The organism is Azospirillum sp. UENF 211521 (genome assembly GCF_058780535.1).
Genome location: NZ_JBSNCF010000001.1, coordinates 590,641 through 608,169 on the forward strand (window position 1 = coordinate 590,641; position 17,529 = coordinate 608,169).

A 17,529-nucleotide genomic window follows, 5' to 3' on the forward strand; every position below is an offset into this window, starting at 1 on the left:
GAATTCGCGGGTCTCGGCTGGGGAAGGTCCCTGGGGAGAATTCTAGGTAGCCGATGCGTCCCCGCGGGGCAACGCCCGATCCCGGGATGCAGGTGCGCTCAGGCAACCTCTGCTCAGGCAATCACCCTTCAGGCAATCACCACACGGTTGCGGCCCTGGCGCTTGGCCTCGTAGAGCGCGGCGTCGGCCCGGCGGACGGTGTGTTCGTAGTCCGGGTGCCCCTCGTGCAGCGCCGCCCCGATCGAGGCGGTGACCCGCAGCCCGTTCCCGGCGCCCCCAGCGCCATGGAACCGGTGCTCCTCGACCGTCCGGCGCAGCTGGTCGGCCTTCACGCGCAGCGCCGCCTCATCCATCTCGGTCAGCAGGATGAGGAACTCCTCCCCGCCGTAGCGGAAGACGAAGTCGCCGGCCCGGACGTGGGTGTGCAGCAGCTCCGCCATGTCCGAGAGGACGGAGTCGCCCGCCTGATGGCCCAGCGTGTCGTTGATCGTCTTGAAATGGTCGGCGTCCATCAGCAGCACGGCGAAGGGTTTGCCGTGACGCAGGCTGATCGCGACCTCGCGCTGGAAGATCGCCGGCATGAAGCGCCGCGTCAGCAGGCGGGTCAGCGGGTCGCGCCCGCTTTCGATCTCCATCGCCTTCTCGATGATGGTGCCGAGGATGTAGGCGATCTCGGTGACGTCGTTGTTCAGCTCCTTGACGAAGGCGGGCGTGATCCAGCCGCCCTCCACGGCCGCGGACACCTTGGCGCTGATGCGGTTGGTGCGGTCGCGGATGAGGTCCAGCTCGGTCACCCGGCCGAAGGTCAGCTCCGCCTTGTGGTTCAGCCACAGGCCGAAATCGGAGGATTCGATGGCGGGCGGGCTGGCGTGGTTGCTGTCCTCATGGGCGTAGAAGGACACCACCGTGTTGCGCAGCCAGTCGAACAGCGACGACTTCAGCCGCTCGCCCTCCAGCGCCAGGTTGGGGCCGCTCATGAACATCTTCAGCGATTGCTGGTGGCGGACGTTGCCCAGCAGGTCGCCCAGATAGGCCTCGTGCATGTTGTCCAGCACGGTGTCCAGCAGTTCGCCGACGAACAGGATGGCGGACGCGGTCTGGGCGCGGCTGAGGTCGGCGGCCAGCAGGCGGGTGGACAGCTCCTTCTTGACGATCCGCATCCCGGCGTTGACCAGAGTCAGCGGGATGTTGATGCGGGCGTGGATCAGCCCGACCTGGTAATTCTGCTCCAGAACCGCCGCGATGGCCTCGTCGGTGGAGGCGGTGAAGAGCGCGGCGATCCAGCGCGCCAGCGACGGGCGCAGCCGTTCCTGGACCAGCGTGTGGCTGAGGAAGCTGTTGCTGTCCGGCCGGTCCAGCAGGATCGTGTAGAAGACGCCGGAGATCGCCTCGGCCTCGGCGAGCGCAATGGCCGTCACGCGCTCGCGCACGGCGGGCTCGGTGTCGGTCCACAGCGACGACAGCGTGGCGGCAAGGATCGCGGCCTTGCGGTCTTTCTGGCTGTCCATCGTCCCCGTTCCTTTGCGCAACCGTCGCCGATTCCCCCGAAGTCTTAACGCCCGGAGAGCGTCAGGCAAAGCGGCAATCGCGCATCCGGACAATCGGCTTCATTGATGCATTAAGGTTAAACTTCCATTATGGTTTTCGCGCGAGATTGACGGTGGCCGGGGACGGTACCGTCTTGCGTTGGGCAATGCCACGCGGGCGGTCCACCAGAGGCCCCGTTTGGACGGCGTGCGGAGAGTTGTTCACAGCCATGGCCAGCCGCAAACCGGTTCGCGACGCGAACCTGCCGCCCTCTGGAATGGGCCCCACCGGAATAGGAGAGCGGCTGTTCGAGGTGCTGGGGTCGGTGCGCTTCCTGATGCGGGCGTCCGGCGTGGCCTTCATCGTCGTGGTCAACGCGATGATCGGCTACGGCGTCTGGCAGCGCCACAGCGAGGCGGTGCAGGGAGCCGAGCGTTCGACCCGCAACCTTGCCCGCATCCTGGAGGAGCAGGCCGTCCGCACGGTGTTCAGCGTGGACCTGCTGCTGTCCGATCTGGTCACCGTCCTCGACACCCACCCGCAGGCCCGCACCGTGGCGGCGCCGTCGGTGAACGCCCTTCTGCGCAACCGGCGCGACGCCATCGGCCCGATCTCCGGGCTGGTTGTGGTGGACGAGCAGGGCCGCGTCCTGCACCACTCCGCCGACAGCAGCCCGCCGGCCTTCGACCTGACCAACCGGCCCTATTTCGCGGTCCACCGGGACGAGGGCGCGTCGGACGGCGGGCTTCACGTCGGCGCGCCGATCGCCAGCATCGCTTTTCCCGGCACCTACGTCATCCCGATGAGCCGCCGCTGGTCCCACCCGGACGGGAGCTTCGCCGGGGTGGTGGTCGCCATGATCAACCCGCTGCGGCTGGGGGCCGGCTTCGAGGGGCTGCGGCTGGGGCTGGAGGGTACGGTCACCCTGGCGCTGGCCGACGGCACGGTGCTGATCCACCGCCCCTGGGACGAGGGCCGGCAGCGCCTCGCCACGCTGGCCGACTGGCCGGACGTCGACGCCGCGCTGCGCACGCGGGACGCGGCGACGCTGGACAGCGTGCTGCCCACCGACGGGCGCCCCAGCATCGCCAGCGTCCGCCGCGTCGCCGACTATCCCTTCACCGTCGCCGCCACCCTGCCGAAGGCCGAGGCGCTGGGCGAATGGAAGCGCGACAGCGCGGTGTGGATCGCCATGGGCCTGTCCATGTCCATGGTGATCGCCCTGCTGACCTGGTACGTGGAGCGGCAGCAATCCCGGCGGGAGGAGGACCAGAACCGTCTGGAGCGCGCCTCACGCCGCATCCGCGGCATCCTGGAATCCATGGTGGACGCGGTGGTCACCATCGATTCCCACGGCACCATCGAGACCTTCAACCCCGCGGCGGAGCGCATGTTCGGCTACGCCGAGGCGGAGGTGGTGGGGCAGAGCGTCAACATCCTGGTGCCGGAGGGTTTCCGCGCCAGCCACGACCGCTCGATGGCCGATTACCGCCCCAACACCGGCTCGCGCATCATCGGCAACGACCGCGAGGTCCTGGCGCTGCGGCGGGACGGCAGCACCTTTCCGATCAACTTGGCGGTCAGCGCGCTGCGGCTCGGCGGGCCGGAGGGGGAGGGCGGGCCGAGCGACGCGGGCGGCGCGGCGCGGCGCGTCTTCGTCGGCGTCATCCGCGACGTCACCAAGCGCCGCCAGCAGGAGGCCGAGCTGCTCGCCTCCAAGAGCCAGGCGGAGATGGCCAACCGCGCCAAGTCCGAATTCCTGGCCAACATGAGCCACGAGCTGCGCACGCCGCTGAACGCCATCATCGGCTTCTCGGAAATCCTCGACAGCGAGTTCTTCGGCGCGCTGAACGAACGCCAGAAGTCCTGCGCCAAGGACATCCATGACAGCGGCAAGCATCTTCTGGACATCGTCAACGCCGTGCTCGACATGTCGAAGATCGAGGCTGGGCGCTATGAGCTGTCCGAGGAGATGATCGACCCCTGCGAGGCGGTGGCCCAGTGCCTGACCATGGTCCGCGACCGCGCCGCCGACAACGGGGTGGACCTGCGCAACGGTGTGACCGGCGGCCTTCCCGCCATCTGGGTCGACCGCCGCGCCTTCAAGCAGGTGCTGCTGAACCTGCTGTCCAACGCCGTGAAGTTCACGCCCGAGGGCGGCAGCGTCACCCTGGCCGCCCGCGTCGAGGAGGATGGCGCCCTCGCCCTGTCGGTGGCCGACACCGGGGTCGGCATCCCGAAGGCGTTCATGGAGCATCTGTTCCAGCCCTTCCGTCAGGCCGACAACTCCGCCAGCCGCCAGTTCGAGGGCACCGGGCTGGGGCTGTCGATCTCCAAGAACTTCATGGAGTTGCACGGCGGCTCGCTGACCTGCGACAGCACGCTCGGCGCCGGGACCGTCATGACCTTGCGCCTGCCCGCCGAGCGGGTGATGAAGCCGGAGGACACCGCCGCCCGGATCGCCGCCGCGCTGGTGTGAGTCCTGTGAAAGCGGGCATCCGGTCGGCAAAGAAAAAGGCGCCCCCACACAGTCTGGTGCGGCGCCTTTTTTTAGGTTCCGGTGGCTTTCGCCCCCGGCGCTCGGGTTGCGGGAGGACATCGCCTCCCGCATTCCCTTTGTCGGAATCTCAGACGTCCAGCAGCAGGCGCCGCGGGTCCTCGATGTTCTCCTTAATGCGGACGAGGAAGGTCACCGCCTCCTTGCCGTCGATGATGCGGTGGTCGTAGGACAGGGCCAGATACATCATCGGGCGGATCTCGATCTTCCCATTCACGACGACCGGACGCTCCTGGGTCTTGTGCATGCCCAGGATGGCCGACTGCGGCGGGTTGATGATCGGGGTCGACATCAGCGAGCCGTAGACGCCGCCGTTGGAGATGGTGAAGGTGCCGCCGGTCAGCTCGTCCATCGACAGCTTGCCGTCGCGGCCCTTCTTGCCCAGCTCGCCGATCTTGCCCTCGATCTGGGCGAAGCCGAGCTTGTCGGCGTCGCGGACGATCGGAACCACCAGACCCTGCGGCGTGCCGACGGCGACGCCGATGTCGTAGTAGTTCTTGTAGACGAGGTCGGTGCCGTCGATCTCGGCGTTGACCGCCGGGATCTCCTTCAGCGCCTGGATGGCGGCCTTCACGAAGAAGGACATGAAGCCGAGACGCACCTTGTGGCGTTTCTCGAAGAAGTCCTTGTACTCGTTGCGCAGCGCCATGACGTTGGTCATGTCCACCTCGTTGAAGGTGGTCAGCATGGCGGCGCTGTTCTGGGCCTCCTTCAGACGCTCGGCGATGCGCTGGCGCAGGCGGGTCATGCGGACCCGCTCCTCCTGCGCGGCGCGCGGGCGGTCGCCCGCGGTGCCGGCGGTCCACTGGTACTTCTGCGGCGCGGCGGCCGGAGCGGCGGCGGGGGCCGCGGCCGGCTTGGCGGCGTGGTCGATCACGTCGCCCTTGGTGATGCGGCCGTCCTTGCCCGTGCCGGCGATCTGCGCGGCGTCGAGGCCCTTCTCGGCGACCAGCTTGCGGGCGGCCGGGCCGGCGTCGGCCAGGGCGGCGGTGCCCGCCGGGGCCGGAGCGGCGGCGGGGGCGGCGGCCGGAGCCGGCGCGGCGGCGGGAGCGGCGGCCTTGGCCGGGGCGGCCACGGCGGCGCCGGCCTCGCCCAGCACGCCCAGCAGGGCGCCGACGCCGACGTTGGCGCCGTCGGCGGCGACGATCTCCGCCAGCGTGCCGGCGGACGGGGCGTTCACCTCAAGCGTGACCTTGTCGGTCTCCAACTCGACCAGCGCCTCGTCGGCGGCGACCGCGTCGCCGACCTTCTTCAGCCAGCGGGCAACGGTCGCCTCGGAGACGGACTCGCCCAGGGTGGGGACCTTGATTTCGGTAGCCATAAGTTCCTCTCGTACTTTCTTGTTCTACGCCTGGGCGTCGAGTCAGCGGATGACGAGCGCGTCTTCCAGAAGCTTCGCCTGCTCCTGGTTGTGACGCTTGAGCAGGCCGGTGGCCGGCGACGCGGAGGCCGGACGGCCGACGTAGCTGGGGCGCGAGGCCTTGTGCTCGATCGAGGTAAGGGCGCCTTCCAGACGGCGGTCGACGAAGGCCCAGTAGCCCTGGTTCTCCGGCTCCTCCTGGCACCACACCACCTCGGCGTTCGGGTAACGGGCGAACTCCTCGGTCAGGGCGGAGCGGGGGAACGGGTAGAGCTGCTCCAGCCGGACCAGCGCCACGTCCTTGATGCCGCGCGCGGTGCGCTCCTGCAGCAGGTCGTAATAGACCTTGCCGGTGCAGACCACGATGCGGCGGATCTGCTCGTTCGGCAGCAGGTCCGTCGCCGTCTCGCCGAGCACGCGGCGGAAGTTCGTGCCCTCGGCCAGTTCCGACAGGCTGGAGACGCACAGCTTGTGGCGCAGCAGCGACTTCGGCGTGAACAGCACCAGCGGCTTGCGGAAGGGCCGGCGCATCTGGCGGCGGAAGGCGTGGAACAGGTTCGCCGGGGTCGTCAGGTTGCAGATCTGCCAGTTGTCCTCGGCGGACATCTGCAGGAAGCGCTCCGGACGGGCCGAGGAGTGCTCCGGCCCCTGGCCCTCGTAGCCGTGCGGCAGGAGGAGCACGAGGCCGGACATGCGCAGCCACTTCGACTCGCCCGACGAGAGGAACTGGTCGATGATGGTCTGGGCGGTGTTGGCGAAGTCGCCGAACTGCGCTTCCCACAGGGTCAGGCTGTGCGGCTCGGCCAGCGAGTAGCCGTATTCGAAGCCGACGACGGCCGCCTCGGACAGTGGGCTGTCATGCACCTCGAACGGGCCCTGGTCGGGGCGCAGGTGGTTCAGCGGGATGTACTTGTTCTCGTTGTTCTGGTCGTACATCACCGCGTGGCGGTGCGAGAAGGTGCCGCGGCCGGAGTCCTGGCCCGACAGGCGGACGCCGTTGCCCTCGACCAGCAGCGTGCCGTAGGCCAGCGCTTCCGCCGTCGCCCAGTCGATGCCCTCGCCGGTCTCCAGCGACTTCTTCTTGGCCTCGAGCTGGCGGGCGATCTTCGAGTTGATCGCGAAGTCCTTCGGATACTCGCAGAGCTTGTTGCCGACCTCGCGCAGCACGTCGATCGCCACGCCGGTGTTGCCCTTGCGCTCGTCGTCGGTCTTCGCGGCCTCCAGGCCCGACCACTTGCCTTCCAGCCAGTCGGCCTTGTTCGGCTTGAAGGAGTTGGCGGCCTCGAACTCACCCTCCAGCTTCTTCATGAAGTCCTGGATCATCTGATCGGACTCGGCCTGGGTGAGGACGTTCTCCTCGACGAGCTGCTTGCCGTACAGCTCCCGCGTGGTGCCGTGGGCGCGGATCTTCTTGTACATCAGCGGCTGGGTGAAGCCCGGCTCGTCGCCCTCGTTGTGGCCGTGGCGGCGGTAGCAGACCATGTCGATCACCACGTCCCGCTTGAACTTCTGGCGGAACTCGGCGGCGATGCGGCTGATGTGGACGACGGACTCGGGGTCGTCGCCGTTGACGTGGAAGATCGGCGCCTGGACCATCTTCGCCATGTCCGAGCAGTAGACGCCGGACCGCGAATAGGTCGGGTTCGTGGTGAAGCCGATCTGATTGTTGATGATGAAATGCACGGTGCCGCCGGTGCGGTAGCCGCGCAGCTCCGACAGGCCCAGCGTCTCGGCCACGATGCCCTGGCCGGCGAAGGCGGCGTCGCCGTGGATCAGCACGCCCATGACCTGCTCGCGCTCCAGGTCGTTGCGCTGCGCCTGCTTGGCGCGCACCTTGCCCAGAACGACCGGGTTGACCCATTCCAGGTGGGACGGGTTGGCGGTCAGCGACAGGTGGACGATGTTGCCGTTGAAGTCGCGGTCCGACGAGGTGCCGAGATGGTACTTCACGTCGCCCGAGCCCTGCACGTCCTGCGGGCTGGACGGGTTGCCCTGGAACTCCGAGAAGACCGCGGCGAAGGGCTTGCCCATGAAGTTGGTCAGCATGTTCAGCCGGCCGCGGTGGGCCATGCCGACGACGACCTCCTTGAGGCCGAGCTGGCCGCCGCGCTTCAGGATCTGCTCCAGCGCGGGGATCATCGACTCGCCGCCCTCAAGGCCGAAGCGCTTGGTGCCGGTGTACTTGAGCTGCAGGAACTTCTCGAAGCCCTCGGCGGCGATCAGGCGCTCGTAGATGGCGCGCTTGCCGTTCACCGTGAATTCGGTGTGGTTGCGGCCGCCCTCGATGCGCTCCTGGATCCAGGCCTTCTCTTCGGGGTCCTGGATGTGCATGAACTCGACGCCGATGTTCCCGCAGTAGGTCTTTTGCAGGATCTCCAGGATCTGGCGCAGCGACGCCGTCTCCAGGCCCAGCGAGTAGTTCAGGAAGATCGGGCGGTCCATGTCGCCCGGGCCGAAGCCGTAGGTCGCCGGATCGAGTTCCGGGTGCGGCTCGCGCTTCTCAAGACCCAGCGGGTCGAAATGCGCGTTCATGTGGCCGCGCACGCGGTAGACGCGGATGAGCATCAGCGCGCGGATGCTGTCGAGCGTCGCGGCGCGCAGCTGCTGGTGGCTGATGCCGCCATAGACCTGCTGGGCGTGGGCGACGAGGCCGGCGTTGCCGTTGGTCGCGGCCGGAGCGCCGATGCTGTCCAGCGAGGCGGCGATGGGGTCGAGCGCGCCGTTGGCGAGCGTGCCCTCCTCCAGGCTCCAGGACGGGCCGTTCAGCTCGTTCAGGACGGCGCGGGAGTCGTCGTCCAGCTCCCTGAAGAAGCCGTTCCAGCTCGAATCCACCGAGGAGGGGTCCTTCAGGAAGCGCGCGTACAACTCCGCGACATATTCGGCGTTCGAGCCGAACAGGAACGAGGTCTTCTCCAGATTAGCGGACATATGTTTGCCTCGGGCGTTTGCCCGGTTCCCTCAGAGAGTTTTTTTGCTTGTCGCGGGGCTCCGGGCGGCCCCGCATCTCCGGGAGGAGACACGGGGCCGCCGGTCCTTCGGCAGTGGGCGGGAATATGGGGTCCCGCCCGCCGCTTTATCAGCCCTTGAAGACCTTGAGCATGGTGGAACCCAGGCTCGCGGGGCTGTCGGCGACGGCGATGCCGACGGACTTCATGAACTCGATCTTGAAGTCCGCGGTGTCGTTGCCGCCGGAGATCACCGCACCGGCGTGGCCCATGCGGCGGCCCGGAGGCGCGGTGCGTCCGGCGATGAAGCCGACGACCGGCTTCTTGGTCCCGGAGTCGCGGATGAACTCCGCGCCCTTGACCTCGGCGTCGCCGCCGATCTCGCCGATCATGATGATGCCCTCGGTCTCCGGGTCCTTCAGGAACAGCTCCAGGCTGTCCACGAAGTTCGTCCCGTTCACCGGGTCGCCGCCGATGCCGATGCAGGTCGTCTGGCCCAGACCCGCCGCGGTGGTCTGCGCCACCGCCTCGTAGGTCAGCGTGCCCGAGCGCGAGACGATGCCGATCTTGCCGCGCTTGTGGATGTGGCCCGGCATGATGCCGATCTTGCACTCGTCGGGCGTGATGATGCCCGGGCAGTTCGGCCCGATCAGACGGGTCTTGGAGTTGCCCAGCGCCCGCTTGACGCGCACCATGTCGAGCACCGGGATGCCCTCGGTGATGCACACCACCAGCGGGATCTCGGCGTCGATCGCCTCCAGGATGGCGTCGGCGGCGAACGGCGGCGGCACGTAGATGACGCTGGCGTTGGCGCCGGTCTTCTCGACCGCGTCGGCCACCGTGTCGAAGACCGGCAGGTCGAGGTGCTTGGTGCCGCCCTTGCCCGGGGTGACGCCGCCGACCATCTTGGTGCCGTAGGCGATCGCCTGCTCGGAATGGAAGGTGCCCTGGGCTCCGGTGAAGCCCTGGCAGATCACCTTCGTGTTCTTATCGACGAGAACAGCCATCTTACGCGGCCTCCTTCACGGCCTTGACCACCTTGTCGGCGGCGTCGGCGAGGTTGTCGGCCGAGAGGATCGGCAGACCGGACTCGCTGAGGATCTTCTTGCCCAGCTCGACGTTCGTGCCTTCCAGACGGACGACCAGCGGAACGTGCAGGTGCACCTCGCGGGCGGCCGCGACCACGCCTTCGGCGATGACGTCGCAGCGCATGATGCCGCCGAAGATGTTGACCAGGATGCCTTCGACGTTCGGGTCGGAGAGGATCAGCTTGAAGGCCGCGGTGACGCGCTCCTTGGTGGCGCCGCCGCCGACATCGAGGAAGTTGGCCGGCTCGCCGCCGTACAGCTTGATGATGTCCATGGTCGCCATCGCCAGACCGGCGCCGTTGACCATGCAGCCGATGTTGCCGTCCAGCTTGACGTAGTTGAGGCTGTGCTTGGCGGCCTCAATCTCGGCCGGGTCTTCCTCGGCCTCGTCGCGCAGCTCTTCCACATCCTTGTGGCGGAACAGGGCGTTGTCGTCGAAGCTCATCTTGGCGTCGAGCGCCAGGATCTCGCCCGAGCCGGTGACGATCAGCGGGTTGATCTCGACGATCGCGCAGTCCAGGTCCACGAAGGCCTGGTAGGCGGCGACGATGAACTTGGCGGCGGCGGAAACCTGCTTGCCTTCGAGGCCGAGGGCGAAGGCGACCTTGCGGGTGTGGTAGCCCTGGATGCCGGTGGCCGGGTCGATGGCGACCTTGACGATCTTCTCCGGCGTGTTGTGGGCGACCTCCTCGATCTCCATGCCGCCCTCGGTGGACGCCATGATGGTGACGCGGCCGGTGGCGCGGTCGGTCAGCATGCCGAGATACAGCTCGCGCTTGATGTCGGCGCCTTCCTCGACATAGAGGCGCTTGACCTCGCGGCCTTCCGCACCGGTCTGCTTGGTGACCAGCACGTGGTTCAGCATCTCGGCGGCGTTCTTGCCGACCTCCTCGATTGACTTGACGACGCGGACGCCGCCCTTGCCCTCGGGGTTGTCCTTGAAGCGGCCGGCGCCGCGGCCACCCGCGTGGATCTGCGACTTCACGACCCACACCGGGCCGCCCAGCTCGCGGGCGACGGTCTCGGCTTCCTGCGGGGTGTAGGCGACGCCGCCGCGGGGCACCGCGACGCCGTACTTCTTCAGCAGGCCTTTGGCCTGATACTCATGGATGTTCATCGGGCGTCCATCTGTTTTTATGGTCGGCTGACGGATTTCGGGTCGGCTGACGATGGGCGAAGATCGGGCAGGCGTTTCCTGCTGGCGGACGCGCCAGGGCGCAAGTCTTCAGGGGAGCTCAGTCCTTCAGGAAGCCTTACGCCGGCTGGCGCGAACAACCGCGGTTACTGTACCACCGGAAGCGGACGGTTCAACCGTCCGCCCCGGAGCGACAGGCCGCAGGCCGCCGCGCAGGCAAAAAACAGGCCGCCTTAGGAGGCGGCCTTATCAGCCTGCTGCTTCTTGACCACCTCGACGAGCTGCTTCACAGCGTCGACCGAGTGATCGAACATCTTCTTCTCTTCCGCGGAGAGTTCGATCTCGATGATCTTCTCGACGCCACCGGCGCCGATGATCGTCGGGACGCCGACGTAGAGGTCGTTCTGGCCGTACTGGCCGGTCAGGTAGGCGGCGACCGGAACGACGCGCTTCTGGTCCTTCAGGTAGAACTCGGCCATCTGGATGGCGGAGGCGGCCGGGGCGTAGAAGGCCGAGCCGGTCTTCAGGAGCTTGACGATCTCGGCGCCGCCGTCGCGGGTGCGCTGCACGATGGCGTCCAGCTTCTCCTGCGTGGTCCAGCCCATCTTGACCAGATCCGGCAGCGGGATGCCGGCGACGGTCGAGTAGCGGACGAGCGGGACCATGGTGTCGCCGTGGCCGCCCAGCACGAAGGCGGTGACGTCCTCGACCGACACCTTGAACTCGTCGGCCAGGAAGTAGCGGAAGCGGGCCGAGTTCGAGCACGCCGGCCATGCCGACGACGCGCTCCGGCGGGAGGCCCGAGGCCTGCTGGAGCACCCACACCATCACGTCCAGCGGGTTCGTGATGACGATGACGAAGGCGTTCGGGGCGTACTTCTTGATGTTCTCGCCGACGGTCTGGCAGACGCCGGTGTTGATGCCGATCAGGTCGTCGCGGCTCATGCCCGGCTTGCGCGGCACGCCGGCGGTGACGATCACCACGTCGGCGCCTTCGATGACCGAATAGTCGTTGCCGCCGCTGAGCTTGGCGTTGAAGCCTTCGACCGGCGAGGTCTCAGCCAGGTCGAGGGCCTTGCCCTCCGGCATGCCTTCGGCGATGTCGAACAGCACGACGTCGCCGAGTTCCTTCTGGGCAGCGAGCAGAGCCAGCGTGCCGCCAATCTGGCCGGCGCCGACGAGCGCAATCTTCTTGCGAGCCATGGAGCGTTTCCCTAAGCGTGAGCGTCCCCCATTCAGCGGAGGACAGAACCGATTGAGTGTAGCGTCCTAGGGGTCCAGCGCCCTGAGATTTCGAGGGCGGTTCCTAGCGCGATTCCGGCCCGAGGGCAAGCGTGACCGCAAGCACGGGACACGGAACTGTGCAATCGATTACGGCGAATGGCCGGAACGGCAAACAGGAATTTGGCGTTGCGGGTGCGGCGCACTATTCTTTGGATAGGTTTTCACGGCCGTTCGGCTTGGGGGGAAGAACCATGATTCGCTTTGCACCGGCATTCTGCCTGACCGCGACCCTGGCGCTGGGAAGCGGCGGCGCGGCCTTGGGACAAACCGTCGCAGACTACGAGGCCGCTCTGGCCAAGGCCCCGTTGAACACGGCGGCGGCCACCACGCCGGCGGCCGCTTCGGCGAGCATGGCAGCGGACACCCCGTCGGCCACCGACGTGCTCTATTGCCGGCCGGTGTCGAACTATGTGTACACCTCCGTTCCCCCGGGGGAGCGCAGCGGGATCGTGGTGCCCTTCGTCGCCTTCGACGGGCCGAGCGACCCGGAAACCCTGCGCAAGCGCGCCCTGTGCGAGACGGTGCGCCAGATGGCGGTGATCCAGTTCGATTCCGGGTCGGGCGAGGAGATCGTCACCCCGCCGCAGCTGATCGACACCGACCCGTCGCGCCCGCTCTACCAGAGTGATCCGGCGCTGGCCCCCGACGCGCGCCGGGCGCCGGCCCGCCGCCCCCTGGAAATCCAGTAACGGTCAATCCAGTAACGGCCAGTCCAGCGGCCGGAAGCCTGGGAGCGGCGCTCTACGGCGTCAGGAGCGGACGCCGTAGAGCGCCAGGTGACGGGCCATGTCCGCCGCGGGCATCGGGTAATCGGTGCCCTGCCGGGCGTTCAGCACGGCGCGCGGCGGGATGCCGGCGGCGCGGATCTGCACCCGCATGGCGCAGCGCATCGAATAGCCCGCCCGCCAGACCAGCGCGGTGACCGCGCGGGGGTCGCCGGAGCGCAGGATGTCGTCCACGATCCCCGGATGGACGGCGGCGCGCAGGGCCAGGGCGGCGCGGACGAAGTCCATCTCCTCCCAGGACAGGGCGTCGCCCAGCGCCGTCTCGTCCAGGGCACCCTGGCGGTGCAGGCGCACGGCGCGGCGCCCCGGCGACTCGGCGGGATCGCGCCCTTCGGCCCAGGCGACGCGGCGGCGGGTCACGGCGGCGACCTCCGCCGCGGTCGCCGCGTCCAGGTCGGTGCGGCGGCGCAGCAGGTCGGCCACCGAGTCGTCGACGAACTCCGCAAGCCGCAGGGCCAGCCGCTGCGGCAGGGCGGAACGGCCGGCCAGCTTGGCCTGCCAGTCGGGATGGCCGCCCGACCGCTCCACCAGATCCTCCAGCCGGTCGTCCGGAATGACCGCGCCGTCGTTGTCCAGCAGGACGCCCGTGGCCTCCACGTCGCCCGTGTCGACGATGGCGCAGGACAGCGGCGCGCTGACCGCCGGCCGCCGCGCGATGGCCGCCAGCGCCCAGCCCGCCGGGTGGGCGGCGATGACCTCCAGCAGGTCCTCGTCGGTCAGGGTGGTGCAGCAATGCAGGATCGGCTCCGCCACCGAGCGCTCGACGTCGCGGGCCAGCGTGCGCGCCACGGCGGGAGGCGCGCAAGCGACGTCCTTCAGCGCCCCGGCCAGCGCCGTCCGCACATGGGTCGCGTGATCGCGGGCCAGCCGCTCCAGCGTGCGCAAGGCGGCGGCGGTGGCCTTGTCCCGGCGGTCCGGAGGCAGGTCGGGCAGCAGCCGGCACAGCTTGCGCGCCAGCAGCGTGCGCACCCCGGCATCGGCCATGCCGGCCCGCCGCGATTCCACAAGCGCTGTGCCGACGCGGCGGCGGGCCGGTTCCGGCGCAGGAGGAGCGGGGGAGAATCGTCGAACAGATAGCCGAGCAGTTCGGGATCGATTCCCTCATCCCTGGGGGTGCCCGTTCGCGGCGCCGGGCGGGCCGCGCCGGGGCGGTCGTCGTCTTGGTCGGCGTCTTGATCGGCGTGGGAGGGCTGACGTGGCTGCATCCGGATATCCAACGACGGCGCGGTTAACGGGCCGCTAATGGCGCCGAACTTGTCATTGAACCCTTCATCGGCGCCCGTCGTGCGCAACCGTACCCTGTACCAGCGGTCACGCCTCCAGTCACGCCAGCGGCCGGCGATGTGAAAGCGGCGAAAAATGCGGGCTGAAAAGAAAAAGGGCCGCAACCCCGATGGGGCGCGGCCTTGAAGAGTTTAGGGAGGAAACGCACTGCAAAAGCAGTAACGAGGCGGATCATAGGCTCTGACCTTGGCGGATGGTAATACCAAGTTGGTATTGGTGCGGTGCGGTGTGCGCATGGCGATGCGGGAATAAAATGTTGTTTGCCCAGCGGGTGAGCAGGATTTCGACCGTTTGCACACATTCGAGCCGGACGAGCGGATGATGGAAACACAAACGATCGGGCCGGGAATATTGTTTGTGACCAGAACGATGGCGCGCGATGTCTCGCCGAATGCTGGCGTGATCCATCCGAGCACGCCCGTGGTCACCGCCTTCCCTGGATGCGGTTTGCGCGTTCGGCGAAATGGTCGAGGGGTGCTCCGGTCCGCTGGGAAAACCCTCCCCCGCGGCGGTCCGGCGGCGCGGGGGAGGGGAAAGGAGACGACGCTCAGGCGGCCAGCTTCTCGCGGATCAGCGCCTTGGTCTCGTCCAGGCCGTAGAGCTGGATGAAGGAGCCCATGCGCGGGCCGGTGGTCTGGCCGAGCAGCACCTCGTAGAGCGCCTGGAACCACGCGCGCAGCTCGGTGAAGCCGTGCTCCTTGCCGACGGCGAAGACCTCGTTCTGGATGACGTCGCCCGCCGCGTCGGCGGGGATGCCGCCCAGACGCGTCAGCAGATCCTCCAGCGCGGCGCGCTCGGCGTCGGTGGGGGCGCGGAAGCGCTTCGTCGGCTTGACCTGATCCTGGTAGTAGCGGACGGCGTAGCCGACCAGCTTGTCCAGGAAGGGGCTGTTCTCCGGCGTCGCCTCGGGCGCGTAGCGGCTGATGAAGCCCCACATGACGTCCTTGGTCTCGGCGTTCGCCGCCCCGGCGAGGTTCAGCAGCAGGTTGAAGGACACGTCCGAGCGCACCGCCGGCGCCGTGCCGTTGTGGATGTGCCAAGCCGGGTTCTCCAGCGCCTTGGCCGGCTCCTCCACCGGCAGCTTGGCGACGAAGGCCAGATACTCGTCCACCGCCCGCGGGATCACGTCGAAATACAGGCGCTTGGCCGACTTCGGCTTCTGGAACATGTAGAGGGCGAGGCTCTCCGGCGGGGCGTAGGCCAGCCACTCCTCCATGGTCAGGCCGTTGCCCTTGGACTTGGAGATCTTCTGGCCCTTGTCGTCCAGGAACAGCTCATAGTTGAAGCCCTGCGGCGGGGTGCCGCCGAGGATGTTGACGATCTTCCCGGCCAGTTCGGCCGACGGGATCAGGTCCTTGCCGTACATCTCGTAATCGACGCCCAGCGCGTACCAGCGCATGCCCCAGTCGGGCTTCCACTGGAGCTTCACATGGCCGCCGGTGACCGGGACCTCGACCTTCTTCCCATCCTCGTCCTGGAAGACGATGGTGCCGGCGTCCACGTCGCGCTCCAGAACCGGGACCTGCAGGACGCGCCCCGTGGAGGGGGAGACGGGCAGGAAGGGACTGTAGGTCTGCTGGCGCTCCTCGCCCAGCGTCGGCAGCATGACGGCCATGATCTCGTCGTAATGCCGCAGCACGCCGAGCAGCGCCTCGTCGAAGCGGCCCGACTTGTACCAGTCGGTGGAGGACTGGAACTCGTACTCGAAGCCGAAGCTGTCGAGGAAGGCGCGCAGCCGCGCGTTGTTGTGCGCGCCGAAGCTGTCGTGCGTGCCGAACGGGTCCGGGACCTGGGTCAGCGGCTTGCCGAGGCTGGCGGCGACCAGCTCCTTGTTCGGGATGTTGTCCGGAACCTTGCGCAGCCCGTCCATGTCGTCGGAGAAGCAGAACAGCTTCGTCGGGATGTCGCTCATCCGCTGGAAGGCCTGACGGACCATGGTGGTGCGCGCCACCTCGCCGAAGGTGCCGATGTGCGGCAGGCCCGACGGACCGTAGCCGGTCTCGAACAGGACGTAGCCTTTGGCCGGCGGCTCTTTCGCGAAGCGCGCGACCAGTTTGCGCGCCTCCTCGAACGGCCACGCCTTCGCCTGCAACGCCAATTCCCGCTCGCCGGTCATGGTAGAGCCCCTTCAAAACTCGACGGAAGTGTAGAAAGGCAGCGACCCTAGGGCGCAGCGCGCCGTCCGTCAACGGGCGCCGCTTGTCCGTTTCACGGTTCGGGCGCATGTCTGGATGTGGATCACCCGCCGAGGACCCGCATGAGCTGGCTGTTTCTGTCCGTCGCCATCGCCTTCGAGATCGTGGGCACCGTCGCCATGAAGATGTCCGACGGCATGACCCGCCTGTGGCCCAGCCTGGCGGTGGTGGCCTGCTATCTGGTGGCCTTCGCGATGCTGGCCCAGGCGCTGCGCGAGATCGAGGTCGGCGTGGCCTACGCCATCTGGTCCGCGGTGGGCACGGCGGCCATCGCGGCGATCGGGATTTGGGTCTTCGGCGAGTCGCTGAACTTCCTGAAGCTGGCGGGGATTCTGCTGATCGTTGCGGGGGTGGTGAGTTTGCGGATGTCGGGGGGCGGGGCGTAGTCGTTTTTAAGAAAAGGTGATGGCTTGCATAGCATTGCCCCCTCCCTAACCCTCCCCCGCTTCGCAGGGGAGGGAGCAGGCGCCGGTTTCGCAGAAATCTCCCTCCCCTGCGTCAGCGGGGGAGGGCCGGGGAGGGGGCAAAGCAGGCGCCAATGTACCCTTCAAAGAAAAGGAGCATTCTACTTCGCGCAATCGGCCAGCCCGTCCCGTTCCACCACCGCCATGCGGCGCTCGATGACGCCGGCCCGTCGCGCCACGTAGGCGCCGGGCGGGTTCGGGGACCAGTTGCGCGGGTTGGGCAGGACGACGGCCAGCAGGGCAGCCTCGCGGCGGGTCAGGGCCGATGCCGGCTTCTTGAAATGGTGGCGGGCGGCGGCCTCGGCGCCGTAGACGCCGTCGTCCCACTCCACGATGTTCAGATAGACCTCCAGGATGCGGCTCTTCGGCCACAGCGTCTCGATCAGCAGGGTGAACCACGCCTCGATGCCCTTGCGGGTCCAGCTGCGGTCCGGCCAGAGGAAGGCGTTCTTGGCGGTCTGCTGGCTGATCGTGCTGCCGCCGCGCAGGCGCCGGCCCTCCTCGTTGTCCTCGAAGGCGCCCTCGATGGCCGCCCAGTCGAAGCCGCCATGGCCGCAGAACAGCGTGTCCTCCGACGCGATGACCGCGCGGGCGAGGTGGGGGGAGATGTGCGACAGGGGCACCCAGTCGTGCGCCAGCCCGGAGCCTCCGGCGGCGCGGATCAGCATCAGGGGCGTGGCCGGCACCGGCACCACGCGGTAGAGCGCCGCCCAGCCGACGCTGAAGGCCACCAGGGCGACGGCCAGGGCCATCAGGAGTCTCAGCAGACGCCGGACCGGAAACCGCATGCGCTCGACCTCTCCTCTGCGACGCTCAAGGACGGGGGGAGCACTTTCGAGGGGGCGGGCCGATCGGTCAACACGGGTTTGCTCGCATTGCGGCGGCGGGCGCCTTTATACTGCGCG

At 68.1% G+C, this 17,529-nt stretch carries 12 protein-coding genes and 1 pseudogene; 3 read left to right on the forward strand and 10 right to left on the reverse strand.

The genetic code is table 11. From position 1 onward, the window contains the following. Window positions 1-128 precede the first annotated feature (128 nt). Window positions 129-1,508: a diguanylate cyclase gene (locus ACWPN5_RS02775; RefSeq protein ID WP_145682370.1), complete on the reverse strand. Its 1,380-nt coding sequence runs from the start codon at window positions 1,506-1,508 to the stop codon at window positions 129-131. A 248-nt stretch (window positions 1,509-1,756) separates the two neighbouring features. On the opposite strand from ACWPN5_RS02775, the gene ACWPN5_RS02780 reads away from it, so the two are divergent. Continuing rightward, complete coding sequence (locus ACWPN5_RS02780) at window positions 1,757-4,006, forward strand: ATP-binding protein (RefSeq protein WP_492294115.1); 2,250 nt, start codon at window positions 1,757-1,759, stop codon at window positions 4,004-4,006. 148 nt (window positions 4,007-4,154) lie between these two features. On the opposite strand, the gene odhB is transcribed toward ACWPN5_RS02780, so the two are convergent. From odhB to mdh, 5 genes and pseudogenes are all read right to left on the reverse strand, one after another. Continuing rightward, window positions 4,155-5,405, reverse strand: a complete 1,251-nt coding sequence (gene odhB, locus ACWPN5_RS02785; RefSeq protein WP_492294117.1) for a 2-oxoglutarate dehydrogenase complex dihydrolipoyllysine-residue succinyltransferase — start codon at window positions 5,403-5,405, stop codon at window positions 4,155-4,157. A gap of 42 nt (window positions 5,406-5,447) precedes the next feature. After that, window positions 5,448-8,372, reverse strand: coding sequence for a 2-oxoglutarate dehydrogenase E1 component (locus ACWPN5_RS02790; RefSeq protein WP_145682368.1), 2,925 nt, complete (start codon window positions 8,370-8,372; stop codon window positions 5,448-5,450). Window positions 8,373-8,520: 148 nt separating this feature from the next. Further along, window positions 8,521-9,396 (reverse strand): succinate--CoA ligase subunit alpha, encoded by an 876-nt coding sequence (sucD, locus tag ACWPN5_RS02795; RefSeq protein WP_014241630.1) that lies wholly within the window; start codon window positions 9,394-9,396, stop codon window positions 8,521-8,523. Between the two features lies 1 nt (window position 9,397). Further along, window positions 9,398-10,594, reverse strand: a complete 1,197-nt coding sequence (gene sucC, locus ACWPN5_RS02800; RefSeq protein ID WP_014241629.1) for an ADP-forming succinate--CoA ligase subunit beta — start codon at window positions 10,592-10,594, stop codon at window positions 9,398-9,400. 251 nt (window positions 10,595-10,845) lie between these two features. Then, window positions 10,846-11,815 (reverse strand): annotated as a pseudogene (mdh, locus tag ACWPN5_RS02805) (malate dehydrogenase). A gap of 272 nt (window positions 11,816-12,087) precedes the next feature. On the opposite strand from mdh, the gene ACWPN5_RS02810 reads away from it, so the two are divergent. Then, window positions 12,088-12,585, forward strand: coding sequence for a hypothetical protein (locus tag ACWPN5_RS02810; RefSeq protein ID WP_145682367.1), 498 nt, complete (start codon window positions 12,088-12,090; stop codon window positions 12,583-12,585). Window positions 12,586-12,645: 60 nt separating this feature from the next. Here ACWPN5_RS02810 and ACWPN5_RS02815 read toward each other — a convergent pair whose 3' ends face one another. From ACWPN5_RS02815 to ACWPN5_RS02825, 3 genes are all read right to left on the reverse strand, one after another. Beyond that, window positions 12,646-13,665, reverse strand: coding sequence for a DUF2336 domain-containing protein (locus ACWPN5_RS02815; RefSeq protein WP_492294120.1), 1,020 nt, complete (start codon window positions 13,663-13,665; stop codon window positions 12,646-12,648). A gap of 471 nt (window positions 13,666-14,136) precedes the next feature. Next, a complete protein-coding gene (locus tag ACWPN5_RS02820) occupies window positions 14,137-14,373 on the reverse strand; it encodes a hypothetical protein (RefSeq protein ID WP_145682365.1) in 237 nt (78 codons plus the stop codon). Window positions 14,374-14,512: 139 nt separating this feature from the next. After that, on the reverse strand, window positions 14,513-16,081 hold the full coding sequence (locus ACWPN5_RS02825; protein ID WP_492294122.1) for a lysine--tRNA ligase: 1,569 nt from the start codon (window positions 16,079-16,081) through the stop codon (window positions 14,513-14,515). Between the two features lie 141 nt (window positions 16,082-16,222). Here ACWPN5_RS02825 and ACWPN5_RS02830 point away from each other — a divergent pair, with 141 nt between their 5' ends. Next, window positions 16,223-16,546, forward strand: coding sequence for a DMT family transporter (locus tag ACWPN5_RS02830; protein WP_038529606.1), 324 nt, complete (start codon window positions 16,223-16,225; stop codon window positions 16,544-16,546). Window positions 16,547-16,725: 179 nt separating this feature from the next. Here ACWPN5_RS02830 and mtgA read toward each other — a convergent pair whose 3' ends face one another. Further along, on the reverse strand, window positions 16,726-17,412 hold the full coding sequence (gene mtgA, locus ACWPN5_RS02835) for a monofunctional biosynthetic peptidoglycan transglycosylase (RefSeq protein WP_492294124.1): 687 nt from the start codon (window positions 17,410-17,412) through the stop codon (window positions 16,726-16,728). Between the last annotated feature and the right edge of the window lie 117 nt (window positions 17,413-17,529).

Excerpts from the sequence above, each read along its gene's own strand:
- ACWPN5_RS02825 (WP_492294122.1), bottom strand. The coding sequence starts at position 16,081 with ATGACCGGCGAGCGGGAATTGGCGTTGCAGGCGAAGGCGTGGCCGTTC.
- ACWPN5_RS02815 (WP_492294120.1), bottom strand. The coding sequence starts at position 13,665 with ATGGCCGATGCCGGGGTGCGCACGCTGCTGGCGCGCAAGCTGTGCCGG.
- odhB (WP_492294117.1), bottom strand. The coding sequence starts at position 5,405 with ATGGCTACCGAAATCAAGGTCCCCACCCTGGGCGAGTCCGTCTCCGAG.
- ACWPN5_RS02790 (WP_145682368.1), bottom strand. The coding sequence starts at position 8,372 with ATGTCCGCTAATCTGGAGAAGACCTCGTTCCTGTTCGGCTCGAACGCC.
- ACWPN5_RS02780 (WP_492294115.1), top strand. The coding sequence starts at position 1,757 with ATGGCCAGCCGCAAACCGGTTCGCGACGCGAACCTGCCGCCCTCTGGA.
- ACWPN5_RS02775 (WP_145682370.1), bottom strand. The coding sequence starts at position 1,508 with ATGGACAGCCAGAAAGACCGCAAGGCCGCGATCCTTGCCGCCACGCTG.
- mtgA (WP_492294124.1), bottom strand. The coding sequence starts at position 17,412 with ATGCGGTTTCCGGTCCGGCGTCTGCTGAGACTCCTGATGGCCCTGGCC.
- ACWPN5_RS02820 (WP_145682365.1), bottom strand. The coding sequence starts at position 14,373 with ATGGATCACGCCAGCATTCGGCGAGACATCGCGCGCCATCGTTCTGGT.
- ACWPN5_RS02810 (WP_145682367.1), top strand. The coding sequence starts at position 12,088 with ATGATTCGCTTTGCACCGGCATTCTGCCTGACCGCGACCCTGGCGCTG.
- sucD (WP_014241630.1), bottom strand. The coding sequence starts at position 9,396 with ATGGCTGTTCTCGTCGATAAGAACACGAAGGTGATCTGCCAGGGCTTC.
- sucC (WP_014241629.1), bottom strand. The coding sequence starts at position 10,594 with ATGAACATCCATGAGTATCAGGCCAAAGGCCTGCTGAAGAAGTACGGC.
- ACWPN5_RS02830 (WP_038529606.1), top strand. The coding sequence starts at position 16,223 with ATGAGCTGGCTGTTTCTGTCCGTCGCCATCGCCTTCGAGATCGTGGGC.